The organism is Methanolobus psychrotolerans (assembly GCF_002243045.1).
GTDB lineage: Archaea > Halobacteriota > Methanosarcinia > Methanosarcinales > Methanosarcinaceae > Methanolobus > Methanolobus psychrotolerans.
This window is the reverse complement of record NZ_MBKP01000010.1, coordinates 55,377-74,953: the sequence shown is the minus strand read 5'-3', so window position 1 is coordinate 74,953 and position 19,577 is coordinate 55,377. Positions and strand designations below refer to the sequence as shown.

General features: G+C 42.1%; 19 protein-coding genes. 11 read left to right on the top strand and 8 right to left on the bottom strand.

Annotation, left to right across the window (positions count from 1 at the left end):
- The first annotated feature begins 22 nt into the window (after window positions 1-22).
- The 3 genes from BB781_RS05445 (at window position 23) to BB781_RS05435 (ending at window position 4,596) form a co-directional block, all read left to right on the top strand.
- A complete protein-coding gene (locus BB781_RS05445) occupies window positions 23-1,930 on the top strand; it encodes a phosphoadenosine phosphosulfate reductase domain-containing protein (RefSeq protein ID WP_094227486.1) in 1,908 nt (635 codons plus the stop codon).
- A 52-nt stretch (window positions 1,931-1,982) separates the two neighbouring features.
- Window positions 1,983-3,599 carry a bifunctional phosphoribosylaminoimidazolecarboxamide formyltransferase/IMP cyclohydrolase gene (purH, locus tag BB781_RS05440; protein ID WP_094227539.1) on the top strand — a complete coding sequence of 539 codons (1,617 nt, stop codon included), beginning with the start codon at window positions 1,983-1,985 and terminating at the stop codon, window positions 3,597-3,599.
- A 211-nt stretch (window positions 3,600-3,810) separates the two neighbouring features.
- Window positions 3,811-4,596 (top strand): helix-turn-helix transcriptional regulator, encoded by a 786-nt coding sequence (locus BB781_RS05435; RefSeq protein WP_164997787.1) that lies wholly within the window; start codon window positions 3,811-3,813, stop codon window positions 4,594-4,596.
- Between the two features lie 6 nt (window positions 4,597-4,602).
- Here BB781_RS05435 and BB781_RS05430 read toward each other — a convergent pair whose 3' ends face one another.
- The gene (locus tag BB781_RS05430; RefSeq protein WP_094227484.1) at window positions 4,603-5,529 is read right to left on the bottom strand and encodes a UbiA family prenyltransferase; all 927 of its coding nucleotides are present in this window, start codon (window positions 5,527-5,529) and stop codon (window positions 4,603-4,605) included.
- 459 nt (window positions 5,530-5,988) lie between these two features.
- Here BB781_RS05430 and BB781_RS05425 point away from each other — a divergent pair, with 459 nt between their 5' ends.
- Complete coding sequence (locus tag BB781_RS05425; protein WP_094227483.1) at window positions 5,989-6,393, top strand: hypothetical protein; 405 nt, start codon at window positions 5,989-5,991, stop codon at window positions 6,391-6,393.
- A gap of 7 nt (window positions 6,394-6,400) precedes the next feature.
- Here the strand turns inward: BB781_RS05425 and BB781_RS05420 are convergent, their stop codons facing one another.
- Window positions 6,401-6,889 (bottom strand): hypothetical protein, encoded by a 489-nt coding sequence (locus BB781_RS05420; RefSeq protein WP_094227482.1) that lies wholly within the window; start codon window positions 6,887-6,889, stop codon window positions 6,401-6,403.
- A gap of 115 nt (window positions 6,890-7,004) precedes the next feature.
- On the opposite strand from BB781_RS05420, the gene BB781_RS05415 reads away from it, so the two are divergent.
- The 6 genes from BB781_RS05415 (at window position 7,005) to BB781_RS05390 (ending at window position 11,417) form a co-directional block, all read left to right on the top strand.
- Complete coding sequence (locus tag BB781_RS05415) at window positions 7,005-8,003, top strand: PhoU domain-containing protein (protein ID WP_094227481.1); 999 nt, start codon at window positions 7,005-7,007, stop codon at window positions 8,001-8,003.
- A gap of 113 nt (window positions 8,004-8,116) precedes the next feature.
- Entirely contained in the window at window positions 8,117-8,752 is a 636-nt protein-coding gene (locus BB781_RS05410; RefSeq protein ID WP_094227480.1) for an Era-like GTP-binding protein, read from the top strand.
- 5 nt (window positions 8,753-8,757) lie between these two features.
- Window positions 8,758-9,120, top strand: coding sequence for a DUF2073 domain-containing protein (locus tag BB781_RS05405; protein ID WP_094227538.1), 363 nt, complete (start codon window positions 8,758-8,760; stop codon window positions 9,118-9,120).
- A gap of 14 nt (window positions 9,121-9,134) precedes the next feature.
- Window positions 9,135-9,659 (top strand): hypothetical protein, encoded by a 525-nt coding sequence (locus BB781_RS05400; protein WP_094227479.1) that lies wholly within the window; start codon window positions 9,135-9,137, stop codon window positions 9,657-9,659.
- A gap of 18 nt (window positions 9,660-9,677) precedes the next feature.
- Window positions 9,678-10,286 carry a 6-phospho-3-hexuloisomerase gene (gene hxlB / locus BB781_RS05395; RefSeq protein ID WP_094227478.1) on the top strand — a complete coding sequence of 203 codons (609 nt, stop codon included), beginning with the start codon at window positions 9,678-9,680 and terminating at the stop codon, window positions 10,284-10,286.
- Between the two features lie 9 nt (window positions 10,287-10,295).
- The gene (locus tag BB781_RS05390; RefSeq protein ID WP_094227477.1) at window positions 10,296-11,417 is read left to right on the top strand and encodes a pyridoxal phosphate-dependent aminotransferase; all 1,122 of its coding nucleotides are present in this window, start codon (window positions 10,296-10,298) and stop codon (window positions 11,415-11,417) included.
- A gap of 8 nt (window positions 11,418-11,425) precedes the next feature.
- Here the strand turns inward: BB781_RS05390 and BB781_RS05385 are convergent, their stop codons facing one another.
- Complete coding sequence (locus BB781_RS05385) at window positions 11,426-12,436, bottom strand: NOG1 family protein (RefSeq protein WP_094227476.1); 1,011 nt, start codon at window positions 12,434-12,436, stop codon at window positions 11,426-11,428.
- 156 nt (window positions 12,437-12,592) lie between these two features.
- On the opposite strand from BB781_RS05385, the gene BB781_RS05380 reads away from it, so the two are divergent.
- Complete coding sequence (locus BB781_RS05380; protein ID WP_094227475.1) at window positions 12,593-13,468, top strand: CBS domain-containing protein; 876 nt, start codon at window positions 12,593-12,595, stop codon at window positions 13,466-13,468.
- A 2-nt stretch (window positions 13,469-13,470) separates the two neighbouring features.
- Here the strand turns inward: BB781_RS05380 and hisE are convergent, their stop codons facing one another.
- From hisE to BB781_RS05355, 5 genes are all read right to left on the bottom strand, one after another.
- Complete coding sequence (gene hisE / locus BB781_RS05375) at window positions 13,471-13,770, bottom strand: phosphoribosyl-ATP diphosphatase (RefSeq protein WP_094227474.1); 300 nt, start codon at window positions 13,768-13,770, stop codon at window positions 13,471-13,473.
- A gap of 225 nt (window positions 13,771-13,995) precedes the next feature.
- Entirely contained in the window at window positions 13,996-15,279 is a 1,284-nt protein-coding gene (locus tag BB781_RS05370) for a 3-isopropylmalate dehydratase large subunit (RefSeq protein ID WP_207205244.1), read from the bottom strand.
- A gap of 55 nt (window positions 15,280-15,334) precedes the next feature.
- Entirely contained in the window at window positions 15,335-16,045 is a 711-nt protein-coding gene (locus BB781_RS05365; RefSeq protein WP_094227473.1) for a YkgJ family cysteine cluster protein, read from the bottom strand.
- 73 nt (window positions 16,046-16,118) lie between these two features.
- Entirely contained in the window at window positions 16,119-17,888 is a 1,770-nt protein-coding gene (locus BB781_RS05360; protein WP_094227472.1) for an SLC13 family permease, read from the bottom strand.
- Between the two features lie 198 nt (window positions 17,889-18,086).
- Window positions 18,087-19,556: a DHH family phosphoesterase gene (locus tag BB781_RS05355; RefSeq protein WP_094227471.1), complete on the bottom strand. Its 1,470-nt coding sequence runs from the start codon at window positions 19,554-19,556 to the stop codon at window positions 18,087-18,089.
- Window positions 19,557-19,577 lie beyond the last annotated feature (21 nt).

Genomic DNA, 19,577 nt, shown 5'->3' with positions numbered 1-19,577 from the left:
ACTTCAATATTGAGGATGCACAATGTCAAAACCTCTTTATCTTGGTGAACTGCTCCTTCACTGGTGCCCTTCATGTAATGTTCCTGTCCTTGGGAAAGAATGTTCCTGTGGAACTGCTACCAGGCAGGTGACTGTAACTCCTCCGGGAGATATCCGCCCTGCTTTTCAGTATGAAATAGACCTGATCAATAAACTCTCAACCGAACAGTTCAATGCACCGCTGATAACTGATGAGAGAGTAGTTGTCCTTAACAAATCTCCCTACGATGACCGTATGGACGAGATCATCGCTGACGGTGAGGTCATAGGCAGCATCCGGTTTGAGCTTGAACAGCTGAAGTGGGTCCTGCTCCTGAGAATAAGTGGTGCACGCCGGATATTTGATAATGCTGATCATAAGATCCTGAAAAGCTGGGTCTGTATAGATGAGGGTGCTGAAAAGTTCATTCTCGATGGTTCAAGTGTACTTGCTCCTGGAGTAAATGACGCGGATCCCTCCATAAAGGAGATGGAAGAAACAGTAGTTCTGACCCATGACGGTAAAGTGCTCGCTACAGGTCGCTCCCGCATGAGCGGGGAAAAGATGCTTGAAAGGGGAAAAGGTGCTGCTGTAAAGGTCAGGCTTAAGGAAGAGCCTACGGATATCTCAATTCCTTGGGGTGGACAAACCTGGGATGATGCTGTAAAAGCAAATGAGACTTACATGAATGATTTTGTTGATCGTTCCCACAAATTCATCAAAAATGTCGCCTCTTCAGTAGACCGTCCGGTGACAGTGTCCTATTCCGGCGGGAAGGACAGTCTTGCAGTGCTTCACCTTGTCAGTGAATGCCTTGATGATTACGACTTGCTTTTTGCAGACACCGGTATCGAATTCCCGGAAACCGTAAAGAATGCACACGATGTTGCACAATTCTATGGCAGACCTCTTAAAATGATAAGTTCGGGCAATGCTTTCTGGGATTCAGTAGACAGTTTCGGCCCTCCCAGTGTGGAAGTTCGCTGGTGCTGCAAGGTATGTAAACTTGGCCCTATCACTCAGATCATCAACGATAATTATGAAACCGGTTGTCTTACTTTCATAGGGCAGAGGAAATATGAGTCAGATGCCAGGGCAAAAAGCGAGCATGTATGGAAGAACCCATGGGTAGGAAACCAGGTAGCTGCAGCACCGATACAGAACTGGACCGCGATGCATGTCTGGCTCTATATCTTCAGGAACAACCTTCTTTTCAATCCTATGTATGCGAGCGGTTTTGACAGGATAGGGTGCTGGCTGTGTCCTTCCTGTTCACTGGCTGACCTTGTAAGGCTTAAGGAAACCCATCCTGAAATGGAAAAGAAACTTAACGATTACCTGCTTTCGTATGCTGAGCGCATGGGCCTGTCAGAAGAATGGGTTAAGCACGGTTTCTGGAGATGGAAAGAACTGCCTCCCCAGTTGAAGGAAATTGCAAAGAAAAAGGGAATAGATATCATTCCAAAAGGCACCAACCAAAATAGCCTGAACTTTGCCATGACTTCCGGCTATCGTCCGTGCAAGCAGGGTGGTATATCCGCAGAAGGTGGATTTGACGGTCCTGTTGATCTTGGAAGGCTTGAACACACAGGGATGCTGGAAGCAGTAGGCAAGGCTTCTTACATGGAAGGTGTGGCACTGGTATCCCGTGGTGAGGAGGATCGTGCACAGGTTTTTGCTTCAGGTAGTGTCACTGCAAGAAGTGATTCTGACAGGGATGCAAGGAAACTGATGAAAAAGGTGGAACTCTCTGTGAGAAGAGCCCTGCTTTGCAGCGGTTGCGGTGTATGTGTAGGTAAGTGCCCGAATGGTTTTATCAGGATGAAAAAAGGACTGGCTATTATCAATGAAGGATGTGTCCATTGTGGGAAATGCATCGATGTCTGCCCTGTTGTCAAATTCAATTCCTGATTCTGACCAGAAGCCTTATAGTATATATCTGCCAATTTCATACGGTGATTTTTTGGTAAAAAGAGCACTGCTCAGCGTTTCTGATAAGACCGGAATTGTAGATTTTGCTCGTGGACTCGAAAAACTGGATATACAGATTATTTCTACCGGTGGAACTGCCCGCATGCTCCGTGACTCAGGTATTGAGGTCACAGATGTAGCGGATGTCACAGGGTTCCCGGAAATGATGGGCGGCAGGGTTAAGACTCTTCATCCTAAGATCCATGGAGGTATCCTGTGCATACGGGATGACCATGATCATATGGGAGAGGCCCAAAAAGCAGATGTGGAAATGATAGACCTTGTAGTGGTCAACCTTTATCCGTTTGAGATCACGGTTTCAAAAGAAGGCGTATTGCTTGAAGAAGCCATTGAAAATATTGATATTGGCGGGCCTGCCATGCTTCGTTCGGCTGCCAAGAACTATCGCTCAGTAAGCGTTGTATGTGACCCGGAAGATTATGGTCATGTTCTGAAAGAGATCCGTTCAACTGGAGTCGTTTCCCAGATATCCAGGGAGCAACTGGCAGTTAAGGCTTTCAGGCACACCGCAGATTATGATGCTGCAATTGACACGTATCTTAGCAAGGAATTGCTTGGGCAGGATGTCCTGCGCCTGAACTATACCGATGGTGTAACGCTCAGGTATGGCGAAAACTGGCATCAGGAAGCAAAGTTCTATAAAGAGGCTGAAGTAGCCGGTCCAACCCTTGCAAATGCAAAACAACTACATGGGAAAGAATTGTCATACAATAACTATATTGATGCCGACAATGCACTACAGACCGTCAAAGAACTGTCTCTTTCCAAACCTGCTGTGACGATTGTAAAGCACAACAATCCATGTGGCCTTTCCACCGGTAACACGTTGTTACAGGCACTTCAGGCGGCATGGAACGGGGACCCAATATCAGCATATGGAAGCATTATCTGTACTAACACTGTTTTTGATCTCCAGTCAGCAGAATTCCTTAACGGAAAGTTTGTGGAAATTATCCTTGCTCCGGGTTTTGAACACGATGCCCTCGAATACCTGAAGAATAAAAGTGCAAATCTTCGACTTCTTGAACTTCCGCAGTTCAATGAACCGTTCAGTGTGGATAACACCTACAAGTATGTTATCGGTGGGATCCTGAAACAGTCCCGCAACATTGGCATCTATGATAAGTGGGAATGTGTAACTGATATTGAATATCCTGAAGGGATACGTGGTGTTTCAGAGTTTTCACTGCATGCTTGCAAATGCGTGAAGTCAAATGCAGTAAGTCTTGCATATGAATATGAGGATGGTTGTTATATGATGCTTTCAATGGGAGCAGGGCAGCCAAACCGGGTTGACTCTATCAGAAAGCTTGCGGTAACAAAAGCGCGTGAGAACCTTCGGGTAATATACGAGCGTGAGAATCCAGATATGTCCTTTGATGACTACTGCAGCAATGTATTCTCAAAATGCGTGATGGCGTCTGATGCTTTCTTTCCTTTTGATGATAGTGTAGTACATGCAGCTGAACACGGTATTAAGTTTATTCTCTCCCCTGGTGGATCTATCAGGGATAAGGAAGTCATTGACACTGCCAACAGGTTAGGTGTATCCATGGTATTTACCGGAATGCGGCACTTCTTGCATTGAAGTGCTTTGTTTTTTATTAAAATCTCTTTTAAAGGCTTCTAAGGAAAGTTTGCTTTACTTGGTATGAACTTTTAGCACAATTGCATAAATTTTATCTTCTACTGCACTTGATTAGAAAAAACTTATAAATCATTACCTCACTTTTATATAATTAGCAAGGCTTTATTCATTAGTTGGTTGGATACATCTTACAAACATTCAGGTGGTCAATGTGAAATCAAAAGGGCTTTTAAGTATACTCACCTTTTCGGAGAAACGAAAGGACATATTATTTTTACTTGAGAAAAAGCCAAGCACGCTATCTGATATCAAAGACTATTTCAATGTATCCTCACCGGAAATCTCTCCCCGGATAAAAGAAATGCTTGCTTATAACCTTATAGAGAGGACTGACAAACATTACCATATCACTCCGATCGGCAGAGCTATAATTACTCATTTCAGACCATTTCTGGAAATAATTGAGACCATAGAGAAAAATGAATCGTTTTGGGAAGAGCATTATCTTGATGACATTCCTCAAAACCTGCTGGACAATCTTATGGACCTGAAGGGCTGTGAAGTAGTGTCGGATAGTATTGAAAACATATACGAATCCCATAAAAGTTTCACAGAGAACATTTCCAGATCTTCTTATCTTAAGGGAGTATCATCCATATTCATTCCAACATACCCGGATTTTGTAGTGGGGATGGCAAAAAGGAATGTGCCAACATCGCTAATCCTTACTGAGAAGGTGTTTTCCAAGGTAAGGGATGAACACCATGATAAGCTTGAATATTACTTAAGTTCCCCTCATACGGAATTATATGTTGTCGATGATGTCAAACTTGCATTTGTTGTCACTGATGTTTTCTTCTCAATGTCTCTTTTCTTTACTCCTGATACATATGACCCCCGGGACGATCTCGTAGGTTCTGGTGAATCTGCATTAAAATGGGGAAGTGAACTTTTTGATCATTACAAAGCAATATCCAGTCAGATAACTTCTATTTGATTGTAATCAGACTACGATCCCATTTACAATAGCTCTCAGACCGACAATTGAGGTTGATTCCCCGTCTATCATGAACAGCCTCTTTGCCAGCCTGTTCTTTGATTCTACTTCGACAGACTCCGCAAATTTTTTGATATACAGAATTCCGATGATAAAGCTGTAACCCAGTATAACCGGTTCAAAAGCAACAGCTTCTGTCAAAATGGATGCAAGCAGTATCGAGTGTGACAACAGGTGCAGGCTAAAAAGCAGTATCTTTGTTCTCTTTTTCCCCAGTACTACAGGTAATGTCTTTATGCCTGCCAGTGTATCTCCTTTTACGTCCTTGAAATCATAGATTGTGGTATTTACGAACAGTTTCAGGCTAAAATAGAGGAAAACGATTAGTGGTGCAACCATGTTACTGGCATATATACCGGCAATTCCTGCGATAAAAGCTCCCCAGGTAACTCCAACTACAAGGTTCTTTATCCCAAGCCCGCCTTTGAGCTTCAGACTGAATTTTCCTATCTGTATGCCTTTGCTGTAAAGGTAACCGGTAACAAGTGGGAGAAAAGCTATGACGATCAATCCGTTAATCGTAAGGATGGAAGCTCCGATTATAAAACAGAGAAGTGAAACAATTAAAGCGGTTTTCTTCGAAGCTCCTCTTAATTCTGGCCTGTTTGCCATGTCTTCTTCTGAATCCATGGCTCTATCCAACGTATAAACTGAGTAAATTATCAATCCTCCTGCAAGGCAGTTGAAAAATACAGAGTGGATGTGCATCAGGAGGAATGCTATGTGTATCCTGAGTGCTCCTGAAAAAGAAACGAGTACAGAACTTTTTAAGAGGTTAATTGTTGGTCTAAGGTCGGTACCAGATTCAGTGAATCTAAATTCGTGTTTCTTTGCTAGAATACCCGGAAGGCTAACTGTGCAATTCGAGCTCATAAGGTAAAAGGTATCGGACTATCTAATATTATTTTCTGAGTATAACATTATACCAATGAACTAATATCGAATTACAGATTCCTCTGTTCAGGCCTTTTATTCAAAAAAAGAATCTAAAGCCTGCTTCCAATTTATTCTTATTTATGTCCATTTCTGGACACAATGATTATAGGTAGATTAACTTCTTTAATTATATTGCACTATTATTATTTATCCATATATAATTTTTGTTGGCTACTATTCTATTGTTAGGTGAAATTATACTATTGAAACATATTTAGTTGAAAGGTAATATATATACGGTTAAATTCATTGAACAATGCGAATCAGGAACTACGCATATCCTTTCCCTGTAAAAATAAAAAAAATAATATCTTTCAAAAAGGATGTATATACCAAATATAAATTGCTTATTATTATTGGGAATTAAGAATTATGATATATTATTGTGGGAGGAATTTGAGCACGGCTAACCGTTTCCCCGGAAAAGATGTTTTCTTGATGTGCGGTCTATTTGATTCGCATAAGCAGTGCAAATATCCGCATTTTTGGGCAAATGCATGTGGCCTGAACTTCCGTTTTCGGCTCATAGAAGAGTTAAATGACATTTTCATTGCAGACATGTGCAAATTCTTTTCAGGTGAATTCAGGTCCGTGTATCCGTTCGAAGACATGTTTGCATCCTGCTTTTCCAGAAAACTATTCTCGGTCATTAAAGATCAGCATGAGGCGGATTCTGGACTCATTGTCGATATTTTGATCGAATGGAAATCTGTTGCAATGCTGATCATGTCTTCAAAAACATCCATTCCTGCAGATCTGAAGGTCTGCATAAATTCAAAGGAGTATACTATTCTCTTCTAACACTATCTCACGTTTTGGTATCTGATAATTGTTCTCCCTTATCCGTCTGAATAAACAGGTATCCAAACACTGCAAAGAAGAAAGGGGCTATAGGCAAAGTCTTGAAATCAACATTCCAGACTGCAATTGAACTGATAAGTGTCAGGATCCCACAGCAAATAAGCAAGTATCCGCTCGTTTTTATCCCATAGTCTATTTCTATATTTTCCTTTAGAATTTCGTAGAACATTAATGCAATACAAAGTATGGCACCAAAAAACCAGGCTAGTGTCCTTATCGAGGGGGAAAGTCCTCCGTAAGAAAGCAAGGTTATTTGCCTGAGGATGCTGACAAAAAGTGTCCCATACTCAATATCAAAATTTGCATAAAATACAGAGAACTTAATTCCCCACCCGCTTGAATAAAAATAAACTTCCCATGGAATGCTCAGGCATATCAGCGGCAATAATTTTCTTAGCAGATAGGTATCATTGTGGTCAATTTTGAGTTGTTGCATACTCTCTGGTTAAATAGCTTTAGTTATATATTTTTTCATGTGAAGAAGTACTTATATATATACCTTTTATGTTCTATATATTTTAATATTACTTAAACATAAATGAGGGATTTTAATAGAAACCAGAAAAGTTCAGCAGACAGGTGGTTCAACTTACATAATATCACTTCCGAAAACCTGGGCAGACAAGGTTGGAATCAAGACTGGAAGCAGGGTAACCTTACAACCTCAGCCTGATGGAAAATTGATCATCGATCCGATACATGATGCTCCTGCGGTGAGGAGAATCCAGATAGATGTCACCGGAAGGATGGGTGATGCTCTTACAAGAGACATGATAGCTGCTTACCTTGCGGGTTCAGATATAATAGAGGTAAAGGCTGACAGGATACTTGCTGAACAAAAGACAATCATTCGTGGTATGTGTTACAAGCTGATAGGTCCTGAAATCATAGAGGAAACTGCAAAGAAAGTCGTTATCCAGGATCTTTTGAATCCGGATGAAGTTTCTATCAAAAAGAGTGTAAGAAGAATGTACTTGATCTCTAATTCCATGCATATGGATGCAATAAAGGCCATTAAGACCCTGGATACAGATCTTGCTCTTGATGTTGACCAGAGGGACGATGATGTCGACAGGCTGTTCCTGCTAATATCGAAACAGTTCCGTTCCATATTGCGCGGGGCAAGGTTGCCCGACGCGGCTGAAACATCTATAGATGAGTACCATGACCTGAGAATGGCGGCAGGTCCGATCGAGCGTATCGCAGACCATGCGCGCAAGATTGCAAGGATCACAGCTTCTTTGAATGGTCCAATACCAGATGACATAATGGAGATGATAGAAGCCACATCTGAAATGTCAAGGAAGGTGGTGGAAGATGCAATCGATGCGCTCTATAATTTCGATGTAGATCTTGCTAACCAGGTAATTGACAGGGTTACCAAAATGTCTCCCATGATCAATAAGCTCAATGGTGCTATCCTGAAAATGAATTCTTATGGATCAATCGTTGCCCTTGGTACAGTAGTGGACAGCATTGACCGAACGGGTGATTATGGTTCCAATATTGCAGAAATTGCAATAAATTCCGCAATGTCAAGGATTATATAATCGTAGGAATAAGCGAGTTGCAGATTCGGATAATAAAAATTATATGTTAATGCGTGTTTATACTACTAAAATTATCCTTACTTAAATATAATGATACTTCATGGAGGGAATGAATGGGCGTAATTAGGAATTTCAAGAGGAATTTTTCAGATATTTTCAAAAAACTGTTTAAAAAACAGAATGCCAGAATCGGGATATACGGACCGCCAAACGCAGGAAAGACAACTCTGGCTAACCGGATACTAAGGGACTGGACCGGGGATGCCATGGGTTCTGTTTCACATATTGCTCATGAAACAAGGCGTGCAAGGCGCAGGGAAGGAGTAACCATCAAGACCAATGGAAGCTCCATTACTCTTGATATTATCGACACTCCAGGACTTGCCACAAAAATAGATTTCCACGAGTTCATGGCGCAGGGTATGGATGAGGCTGAATCCAAAAGGCGTGCAAAAGAAGCTACTGAAGGTGTTATTGAAGCCGTAAAGTGGCTTGAGAACCTGGATGGAGTCATTCTTGTGATGGATGCCACAGAGGATCCTTTTACTCAAGTCAACGTAACTGTCATAGGTAACATGGAAGCTCGAAGCCTTCCCCTTCTTATTGTTGCCAACAAAGTTGATCTTCCCGAGGCTTCTCCTGCAACCATAAGGGACGCTTTCCCGCAGCATCCGATGGTTTCCATTTCAGCCCTGGAAGGAAAGAACATAGATACCTTTTATGAAGAGCTTGCAAAGAGGTTTGGGTGATGTCAATGCAAGGATTCCAGATGGATCTTGTATCAGAACACAGGCTCTCTGAAATGACTCCTGTGGAAAAGGTCAGGTTTATTATTGATGAGGTTAAAAGCGGAAAGATACTGGTCCTTGAAAAAGGCCTGAGCCCTGAAGAGGAAGCAAGCCTTATAGAGATGACCATGAGACTTATCGAACCTGATGGTTTCTCTGGTATAGAAATGCAAAGCTACCCTTCAGAAGTGGACACTTCATTTATAGGCAAGCTTCTTAAAAAGAACACTCTTAAGACAAGGCTCACTGTTATCGGATCTGCGGACCAGTTAAAGACCCTTAAGAAAGATCGCAACATGATAAGTGCTCTGATTTCCATAAACAAATAATTTGCGTGAAGCAAATGGATCAAAAAGAAAATAGAGAGAATCTTATTTCGCCTGATCTCTCCCTGTCCTCTTTTGAGATGGGTAGGGATGATGTGAATGTAGTCTGTACATACGGCAAAATATCTGTGTGGTTTGGAAGACAGGTGCCGGATATTGTAATAGGGCAAATACTTCTGGGTATTTCCAATATAGATAATTCTGCAGTCCATGAACTGGAGATCATATGTGACTTTGAGGAGATCACGGAATATGAAAGTCATGGTTATGTCCTGGTATCCTATGCAAAATCAAAGGATGGATACCGGACAACTTTCAATGTTCCTTTTTTCAGCAAAAAAGCTCTTTTCTATCTCGCAGGTTCCATAACCGAAGAACTTAAAGACAAGGACACTATCTTAGACTGCTACTGGACCGGAGACGACTCTGACATCATGCGCTTGTATGAGGAATTGAGCTGTATCACCGGCTGGAAGCTAAAAGGCATCAATTATAAGGATGATGCAAGAGAAAAACATAATGAACCTATCATTTTTGATTGATCTTTAAGAGGAGATCCAATGAAAGAAATCCATTTATCCGAGTGTAAATTTTTAGCATCTTCTATTAAATTAATGGCTGAACATCTTGAAAATGTAGCTGAGAAGCTTGACAAGGATTCTGTCAGGCAAATGCTGCAAGACATAATGGACGCAAAAAGAATCTTTGTGATGGGGGCTGGTCGCTCCGGACTTGTTGGAAGGGCATTTGCTATGAGACTTATGCATCTTGGATTCGCATCCCATGTTGTGGGTGAGACAACTACTCCTGCTGTAAGTAAAGATGATATTGTGATTGCTATTTCAGGTTCTGGGCAGACACTTTCAATTGCAAATCTTGGCAGGGTTACTAAAGAGATCGGTGCCAAACTTATTACAATTACGTCCAATAAAGAATCCACATTGGGAGAACTATCTGATACTGTAATTGTTCTCCCGGGAAGGACAAAGGATGATGTAGGTGGCTATGTTGAGCGTCACATGCGCGGCGAATATACATACCTGACTCCTCTGGGTACATCCTTTGAAACTTCTGCAAGCGTTTTCCTTGATGCGGTAATTGCCGAACTAATTTACATCACAGGTGCTTCAGAAGAGGATCTTAAATCAAGACACACAAATATTGAATAAAGTGATACTATGCCTGGATCGAAGTTCGCACAGAGGGTTTTGGATATAGACATTTCCGGAATCAGGAAGATGTTTGAAGGGGCAGGCCCAAACTCCATTAATCTTGGCCTTGGGCAGCCGGATTTTGATACTCCGCAGCATATCAAGCAGGCTGCAATAGATGCTATTAACGAAGGTTTCACAGGATATACGGCCGGTCCGGGTATTCCTGAACTTCGCCAGGCTTTAAGTTCCAAATTCAAAGCAGAGAATAATTTTGATGCTTCTCCTGAGGAGATCATTGTCACTTCCGGTGCATCAGAAGCACTTGAACTTGCAATTGCTTCCCTGGTAGATCCAGGGAATGAAGTGCTGATCGCAAATCCTGGTTTTGTCTCCTACAACTCACTTGTGAGCCTGATGGGGGGGCGTGTTGCTTCACTTCCCCTTGCAGATGACCTTACAATAAGTCCTGAGATAGTCCTGGAGAAAATATCTCCAAAGACTAAAGCCATGATCATAAACTCTCCTGCCAATCCTACAGGTGCAGTCCAAAGCAAGAGTGACATGAAGGCATTTGCCCAGATTGCAGATGACTATGGAATTACCCTGATATCCGATGAAGTTTATGAGCATTTCATCTATGAAGGAGAGCATGTGAGCCCTGCACAGTTTTCTGATAACGTCATCACGATAAATGCAGTATCCAAAACATTTTCTATGACTGGATGGAGAATCGGATATGTTGCTGCAAAAAAGGAATATACAGAGCAGATGATCAAGGTTCACCAGTATGTGCAGGCATGTGCTAATTCCATTGCGCAGAAAGCTGCATTTGCAGCTCTTGCAGGTCCTATGGATTCAGTATTTACCATGCGTGATGAGTTCAAGGCCCGCAGGGACATGCTAGTAGAAGGCCTGAATTCAATAGGCTTGAATTGTGCATCCCCAAAAGGTGCATTCTATGCTTTTCCTGAAGTACCCGAAGGTTCAACATCAGGGGAAGTAGCATCAAAATTAGTATCCAATGGTGTTATAGTTGTGCCGGGAACTGCCTTTGGTGACCGTGGTGAAGGCCATATACGTCTTTCCTATGCTTCATCAAAGGATAAACTGAAAAGTGCACTGGATATAATGGAAAAAGTATTGTGATGATGACCTTAAAGGTCATCTGTTTCCATCTCTTCTTTTTCTTTAATTAACTCTTTTTCCTGAATCGCTTTTTTTACCATCTCGATCAGTATTGAAGTTACTTCACTGACTCCTTCATTGGTTGCGGTGGACATTTTCATATCCACAAAATCGAGATCTTTAAATTCGGGAAGGTCTGCCTTGTTTCCAACAACAAGCACTGGTAATTTGAACTCGCGACGTACTTCTTCAAGCATGCGCTTCTGGTCTTCTATCTCGTAACCACATGTTTCACTTGCATCAATTATGAAAAGGACTACAGCATCCAGGTTCTTTAAGGCTGTTATTGCCTGCAATTCAATTTCATTGCGCTCTGACATTGGCCTGTCAAGAAGTCCGGGAGTATCCATTACCTGATACCTTTCATTTTCAACGAAGAAATGCCCGATTGAAACTCCTTTTGTGGTAAATGGATAAGGTGCGATCTCAGGTGTTGCACCTGTGACCTTTGTAACGAAACTGGATTTTCCTATGTTCGGGTACCCCGCAACCACAATGGTTGGCTCATCACTTACTGTCGGAAGCTTCCGGAGTTTATTTCGGGCCTGGTTAAGGAAAAGCAGATCTTTATCAATTGAATATATGATCGATGAAATACGTCCGAAACATTGTTTCCTTACAGGGAGGGGGTCATTGCTCTTTCTGACTCTTCCCACATATTCCCTTGCAATCTCATGTATCTTTACACTGGCCCAGTCAAGCCTGCTCAGGGATTTTCTCATGTCGTCTACGCCTACTATTACGTCTGCCAGTTCATAGTAAAAAGGGGGCAGATTTTCAAAAGTAGGAAACCTTCTGACTATATTCTTGAGATTATCGGTAAGTATGTTAGCGGCTGTCAGCATCATAGACTCGTTTGCTTCAAGAGCAGTTCTCCTTCCTGTGATGTTTTTACCTGACATTGCCCTGGTTGCCCTTCTGAATGACTTGTTCAGTAATTCTTCAGATGTGGGGACTGTATTTATTTTTTCAAAAATCATGTTCCTTCCTGTCGTGGATTCAAATCACTCTAATCTATAAATTCTTGTTCCTTATAAATATTATCTCCTCTAATATCCTTTAGCTTACATACTACAATTTATATATCTCCTTTGAGTATGTATAAACTATATTCGAGTTTATGGACCGGTGATTTTGTGGAACTGACTCCCATACAGAAAGATATTCTTATCGCATTGATTAATCTCCAGAGAGAAAAAGACCGTGCTGTCAAAGGTGAAGAAATTGCAGAGCTTATTAGCCGTAACCCAGGCACTGTCCGTAATCAGATGCAATCTTTGAAAGTCCTTGGTCTTGTTGAAGGAGTTCCAGGTCCTAAAGGAGGATATAAAGCGACAGGCGAGGCTTATGAAGCTTTAAGCATCACTGTAATGGATCACGAGGCTGCTGTACCTATTTATAAAAATGACAAGCTTGTTGAGGGTGCCACTGTAGCAGAAATTAGTTTCACCACAGTAAGGCATCCGGATCTTTGTCATGGCATGATTAAGGTTCTTGGTAATATCAAGGGTTTCGAGCAGGGTGACCTTGTTCAGATGGGTCCAACTCCTGTGAACAAATTGATAGTTCGTGGTGAGATCGTTGGAAGGGATGATACCCAGAACACACTTGTATTCTCTATAAATGAAATGATTTCCCTGCCAAAGAAGCCTGTGAAGAATTACGCCCGGATGAATATGATCTCTATCAGTGGAAATGCCTCCATTCAGGAAACAGCACGCATGCTTGTAGAACATAGTATCCACGGTGCTCCGGTTATAGACAATGGTGAGATACTTGGTGTTGTAACCTTCACAGATATAGGCGATGCTGTTGCAAGCGGAAAAATGACTGCTAAAGTCAAGGACATTATGACCCGTGACCTTATAACTGTGGATTCGGAAACATCCCTTTATGATGCTGTAAAGGTTTTTGATAAGCATAACATCGGCTTTTTGCTGGTTGCGTTTGATGGAGTGCCAAAAGGAATCCTATCTAAAAAGGATGTGTTCCACGAACTGATAGTTTACTAAACTTATTTTCTTCTTGTAGTAAGTTCAGTGGCAATCTCTTCAAGGGTTATTCCCTTAGCCACAAACATTACCATGAGGTGAAAAAGCAGATCCGATGACTCGTAGATAATCTCTTCTTTTTTCTCACTTTTAACAGCAAGTATGGTTTCAATTGCTTCTTCTCCTACCTTTTCCAGTATTTTATCAATACCTTTGCGGTGGTCGAGTAAAGAGCATACATATGAATTCTCAACAGGATTTTCTTTCCTGCTTTTTATAATTTCATATAATTCATCAAGTATTGATAGGTCAGTATCTGGCATGATTTATCCTTTCCAGTTATATGATAACCACATGTGAAAATCACATTACATCTTTTGATGGTGCAAAACCAATATTAAAATCAAAACGCAAAATATTCATAGTGACGTTGGTTGTAATCCGCACACAATATGACGGGATAGTGTTGGTTATACCAACGTCTGGAATTATCATACAAATTTGTTTAATATATCTTTTTTGGTCTAACTCCGTAAAAAATAAATAAATCAGATTTTTCTCGGATCTGTGATCTCCCCGGTAAGTGCAGATGCCGCCGCTGTTGCAGGTGAGCTAAGGTACACAAAGGATTGAGGACTTCCTTCACGTCCCTTGAAGTTACGGTTGGATGTTGCAAGTCCTACTTCCCCGTCACCAAGCAGTCCGAAAGAACCGCCCATGCATGGGCCACAACATGGTGATTCAACCATTGCCCCTGCTTCCATGAACTGTTCGATGTAGCCTGCCCTGAGCACTTTCATGTATTCGGTCCTGGATGCAGGGATGATAAGAAGTCTTACGCCCTTTGCAACAGGCTCGTCTCCCATCATCTTGGCAACAATTTCAATATCCTCGAATCTTCCGTTGGTACAGGAGCCTACGAATATCTGATCTACCTTTGTTCCTTCAACTTCCGTGACCGGCTTGACATTGTCTACATTGTGAGGGCATGCTACCTGTGGTTCCAGGTTGCTGACGTCGTACTTATGAAGTTCGCATTTTGCATCTTTCTCAGATGCCCAGTAAGGATCGAACTTATAGTCAGGTATGCGTTCCTTGAGGTATTTCTCAGTAACCTCGTCCGCCTCTATGATGCCTGCCTTACCTCCCATTTCGATAGCCATATTGGAAATGGTCATACGTTCAGACATTGACATTGAACGTATGGTTGATCCTGCATATTCTGCTGCCTTGTATCTTGCACCTTCTGCTCCAACATCTCCGATGAGATGGAGAATAACGTCCTTGGAATATACATGCTTTGGAAGTTTTCCATTGACCTCAAACCTGATTGTTTCAGGTACCCTGAACCATAGTTTTCCTGATGCAAAGACCGCTGCCATATCAGTTGAGCCGATACCTGTTGAGAATGCACCAAGTGCGCCGTATGCACAAGTGTGGGAGTCAGAACCTACTACAAGATCCCCGGGCTTTACATGTCCCTTCTCAGGCATTACCTGATGACAAACACCCTCGTAAACATCATAATTGATAATTCCCTGCTCCTTTGCAAATTTCCTGAGCATTATGTGATTTGCTGCAGCATTAAGTGAATCTGCAGGAACCTGGTGGTCAAAAAGGATCACTATCTTGCTTGGATCCCATACCTTCTTCTCTTCTTTATCCCTCATTATCTCGTAGAATCCTTCTACAGCGAGAGGGCCTGTGATGTCGTGGGTCATTGCCCGGTCTATGTTTGCCAGTACGAATTCTCCGGCCCTTACCGTCTTTCCGGCAGCCTTTGAAAAGATCTTCTCAGAGATCGTCATTGGTTGGTCATTGTTAGTGGACATATTTATCACGCATAGAATGTTTATTTATTATAAATCAATCGATAAACTGGAATAATTATATCTTTTTTGTGATCCTGCAAATTCCTTCACTATTATGGACGATGTAATTTAAGTATCCTTGCTTCAGGCCAGACTGTGCAATTACCTGCCCTTTGTCGCCTTTTATGAAGGCATCATAGTTCTTATACGTAAGGATAATATCCTTAAGTTCGCACAGGTATCGTTCAAGTACCCTGCCAGCAAGCTCCCTGCTTTTCTGCAGTCTGATATTCTTTCCCAATCCTTCACATTCAGATGTTCTAAGCTTGAGTCCTTCCATGTAGAATGGGTAAGTACTGCACAAGAGAGGACGCATTCCATATATGCTGCATCGGTTGTTCGTTCTATCATCAGGAATGAATATACAATCATTGTTCTTTTTTCGTCGAAGCATCCAGCCGAAGGTATGGATGTACCCTTTTTCATCAACCATGCCGGATTCTTCATGAAACAAACATTTTTCTTCGAATGTTTCCGCTTCTATATTAAATGGCTCTGCTATATCATCCAATGTGAGCTTACTGCCTTTCTGTATGTTGCGGATTTCCTGCGGCATCACAGCAACACGATTATCACCAAATTCCCGGCGGCAGCACTTTCCACACATGAGGCAATTGAATCCTTTCCGATGTATTTCTTCTGCAAGTTCCTCTACATCTATCTTTTTTGCAGCGTCAAGTTCATTTTCCAGCTGGTGAACAAGCATTTCACTGAATATGATATTCATTTTTTATAGCTTTGCAGGTCTAGTATATGGAATTATCTGTTGCTTTTTAAAATGCAAAGAGAATAACAAATATTTACAGTGGCCAGAAAAGCAATATAAGAGGAATGGCAACAAGTACGATAAGTATGCTCAAAGGTAATCCCATCCTAAGATAATCACTGAAATTATATCCCCCAGGCCCCATTACAAGTGTGTTCGATTGGTGGCCGATGGGTGTAAGGAACGCACATGAAGCACCAATGGCAATTGTCATGAGGAACGGATCCATCGATACATTCAGTCCGTTTGCGATTCCTATTCCTACAGGAGCCATCAGAACTACAGTTGCAGCATTATTAATAACTCCTGAAAGGACCATTGTAATCACTATCAGGACAGTAAGTGTGGCCCAGATGGGTAATGTACCGCCGGCCATAAGTATCTGATCGGCCATCAATTCTGCGCCTCCTGTTGTTTCAAGTGCTGCACCCACGGGTAACATGGCACCCAGAAGAACGATTACCGGCCAGTCTATACTTGTATAGATGTCACGCACGGATAAGACTCCTGTGATAACCATTAGTATTGCAGCGAGGGTAAAAGCTATCTGGACCGGGAGCAATCCTGCAACGATCATGGCAATTGAAAATCCAAAAATACCAAGAGCAAGCGCTATGTTCTTTGGTTTACCTATGGAAAAACCACGGTCTGCCAGGGGGAGGCATCCCATAATGCTAATTGTGTCATCAAGCATGTCAGCATGTCCCTGAAGCAGCAGGACATCGCCTGCATTGAATCGCACATGATCTATACGCTGCATGATCTGTTTATCCTTGCGTGCGATGGCAAGTAAATTCACTTCATAGCTTGAACGCATTTTCATTCTGGACGCAGTTTTATTTATGATGGGTGAATTGGGCATAACGACAACTTCAGCTATGGATATGTCCTCAGAACTGACCTCTTCTTTGAGCAACTCATCTTCACCTACTAATTCAGTTCTAGTCTGATCAATGAATTCTTTCAGATTATCAGAATTCGCCTCAATTATCAGGATATCATCTTCTTTTAATATCTTTTTCCAATTCGGAGCATGTATACGCTGGTTGTTACGGATAAATCCAAGAATTCTTATGTCAGTCCCCATAATCTCGTTCAAGTCTCGGATGCTTGTATCTTTTATTTTTGAATTCTCAGTAATAAGGACTTCTGTAATGTAATCCTTGATGTGGAATCGTTCCTCTGCCGAACTTTCACAATGGCGAGCTGGCAGTAAGCGCCAGCCAATGGTTATGATAAAGAGCATACCTGCAAGTGCAACACCTGCACCGGCGGGGGTGAAATCGAACATACCAAAAGGCTGGCCGAGCTCTTCTGCGCGGAAAGCTGCAATGATAATATTAGGGGGTGTACCAATAAGAGTTATCATACCACCCAGCAGCGAACCAAAGGCAAGGGGCATCAGTATGTGTGAGGGTGAATGCCCATTCTTGCGGGCGATGTGGATGGCCACAGGCATTAAAATTGCAAGTGCTCCCACATTATTCATAAATGCAGAGGAAACACAGACCAATACTGTAAGTACGATTATCTGCAGATTCAGGTTGTCACCTATCTTCATCATCCACTTACCTATCACATCGATGATACCTGCATTTTGAAGGCCACTGCTCACGATAAGTACTGTTGCAACCGTGATGACGGCAGGATGGGAAAAACCACTAAAAGCTTCTTCGGTGGATATTATGCCGGTTATGACCAGAAAGAGCAGACATATAACTGCGACAATATCATGGCGGAACCTGCCCCATACGAACAGTATCAATGCAAGGAGAAGTGTTACAAATACTATAATTTGCTCCATGGTACAACCTTTAGCATCCTTTAAGAATCAGTTTCATTTTTGCTCTGTAGTAATCTCCTGTGGTCATATTAAAAAAGTGCAGATGCACGCAGATACATGCATATGTCTCTTGAATCTAGGTTTCATGCTAAGCATCTGTTTAGCTCTTCAAATACCTTTTAAGCTAAAAATGACAGGGCAGAAGAAAAGTGAAGATGTTTATTCGTCTGCCTCTTCCACTCCAACAGCGGACAGGAATCTCTTTACAACTGCTTCGTTGACGAGTCTTAAGAGAGTCTGGCGGTCTTTTGCGGCGCTGAACACTCCCAGAGGGATCTGTGCTGCTGCTGCAGTTGCATGTCCACCACCTGCATCCTCCCCGAATGCACGCTTCATAACATCTCCAAGGTTTACTCTGATGTCATTACTGCGTCCGGAAATGTAGATCTTTTCGTCTGTGACACCAAATACGATGGAAGTTGATATCCCTTCCAGATTAAGGAGATAATCTGCTGCCTGGGGCAATGTGTCCCTGTTTCGTATGCTTCCTACATTGGAGAGCAGGTAGCTTCCAATTACCTGACGGCTGTTTATGGCCTCGCCCAATACGTCCAGTGTTTCAATTGACATTGAAGGACGTTCCAGTTGCTCCAATACGTCGTGGTCAGAGAGGGGATACAGGTATGAAGCTGCGGAAAGGTCTGCAGAGTCTGTGTTTCTTTTAAAATCAAGTGTGTCTGTCCTGATGCCGTATAAAAGGGCAGTTGCCAGATTACTGTTGATGTCTACATTGAGCTCCTGGAGATACTTTGTCAGTATAGTGGCAGAAGCTCCAACATTCGGACGAATGTCAATAAAGTCTGCATCCATGTCAGAATCAGTGATAGGGTGATGATCAATGATTATATTTACATGTGTTCCAGACGGCAGAGAGTTATTCGCACCAGGAACTGCACAGTCTACCAGTGCAAAGTTCTCGTAACCCATGAATCCTAAATCTTCGGCTCTGTAAAGGTCGATCCCAAGCAGATTTACAAAAGCCTTGTTCTCCTGGTGTCCTATTTCTCCATGATATATTATATCTGCAGGCACATTAAATGAAGCTGCAATCGTCTTCAGTGCAAGTGCGCTGGAAATCGCATCAGGATCCGGGTTATCGTGGACCACGATTGCAAGCTTCTTTCCTTTGTTAACATCGAACCACTGGGTCAGCTTATTTCCCCTACGCATTGCTTCTGCACGTTCAAGTGATCTTGAAAGGGACTTTGCCACCATCCGTGGAGGCATGATGACAAGATCTGCTCCCATTGTTTCCATTTCCTGCATGTTTATTACATCAGGAGCTCTCACCACGCAGTATATGTCCTGGGATACTTTGTTCCTGACATTTTTAAGAGCCATCTTATTTGCTTTTGGATCAGAACTCAGGATAAGTATTCCTGCGAGATTCTTAGTATTTATCATGTCAAAAAGAGCAGGGTCACTAACATCCCCCACGAGTGCCTCGTAGGCTTCTTCACGAAGTGTTTCAACCTTTTGGGCATCCTTATCCACAATGATGAGTTCTTTATCGAGCTCTCTTAATTCCTTGGCTAATGCAAAACCAAAACTCCCACTTCCAAGAATAAGGTATGTGGATTTGATTTTTGTTTTGTCAGTTGCATTTATCTCCTTTGCAACGGTGTTAATAAAATGACCTCCATTTGGTGT

Bases quoted from the DNA above. Each gene is read 5' to 3' on its own strand.
- BB781_RS05405 (WP_094227538.1), top strand. From the start codon at position 8,758: ATGCAAGGATTCCAGATGGATCTTGTATCAGAACACAGGCTCTCTGAA.
- hisE (WP_094227474.1), bottom strand. From the start codon at position 13,770: ATGCCAGATACTGACCTATCAATACTTGATGAATTATATGAAATTATA.
- BB781_RS05360 (WP_094227472.1), bottom strand. From the start codon at position 17,888: ATGGAGCAAATTATAGTATTTGTAACACTTCTCCTTGCATTGATACTG.
- BB781_RS05420 (WP_094227482.1), bottom strand. From the start codon at position 6,889: ATGCAACAACTCAAAATTGACCACAATGATACCTATCTGCTAAGAAAA.
- BB781_RS05370 (WP_207205244.1), bottom strand. From the start codon at position 15,279: ATGTCCACTAACAATGACCAACCAATGACGATCTCTGAGAAGATCTTT.
- hxlB (WP_094227478.1), top strand. From the start codon at position 9,678: ATGAAAGAAATCCATTTATCCGAGTGTAAATTTTTAGCATCTTCTATT.
- BB781_RS05385 (WP_094227476.1), bottom strand. From the start codon at position 12,436: ATGATTTTTGAAAAAATAAATACAGTCCCCACATCTGAAGAATTACTG.
- BB781_RS05410 (WP_094227480.1), top strand. From the start codon at position 8,117: ATGGGCGTAATTAGGAATTTCAAGAGGAATTTTTCAGATATTTTCAAA.
- BB781_RS05400 (WP_094227479.1), top strand. From the start codon at position 9,135: ATGGATCAAAAAGAAAATAGAGAGAATCTTATTTCGCCTGATCTCTCC.
- BB781_RS05445 (WP_094227486.1), top strand. From the start codon at position 23: ATGTCAAAACCTCTTTATCTTGGTGAACTGCTCCTTCACTGGTGCCCT.
- BB781_RS05430 (WP_094227484.1), bottom strand. From the start codon at position 5,529: ATGAGCTCGAATTGCACAGTTAGCCTTCCGGGTATTCTAGCAAAGAAA.
- BB781_RS05365 (WP_094227473.1), bottom strand. From the start codon at position 16,045: ATGAATATCATATTCAGTGAAATGCTTGTTCACCAGCTGGAAAATGAA.
- BB781_RS05390 (WP_094227477.1), top strand. From the start codon at position 10,296: ATGCCTGGATCGAAGTTCGCACAGAGGGTTTTGGATATAGACATTTCC.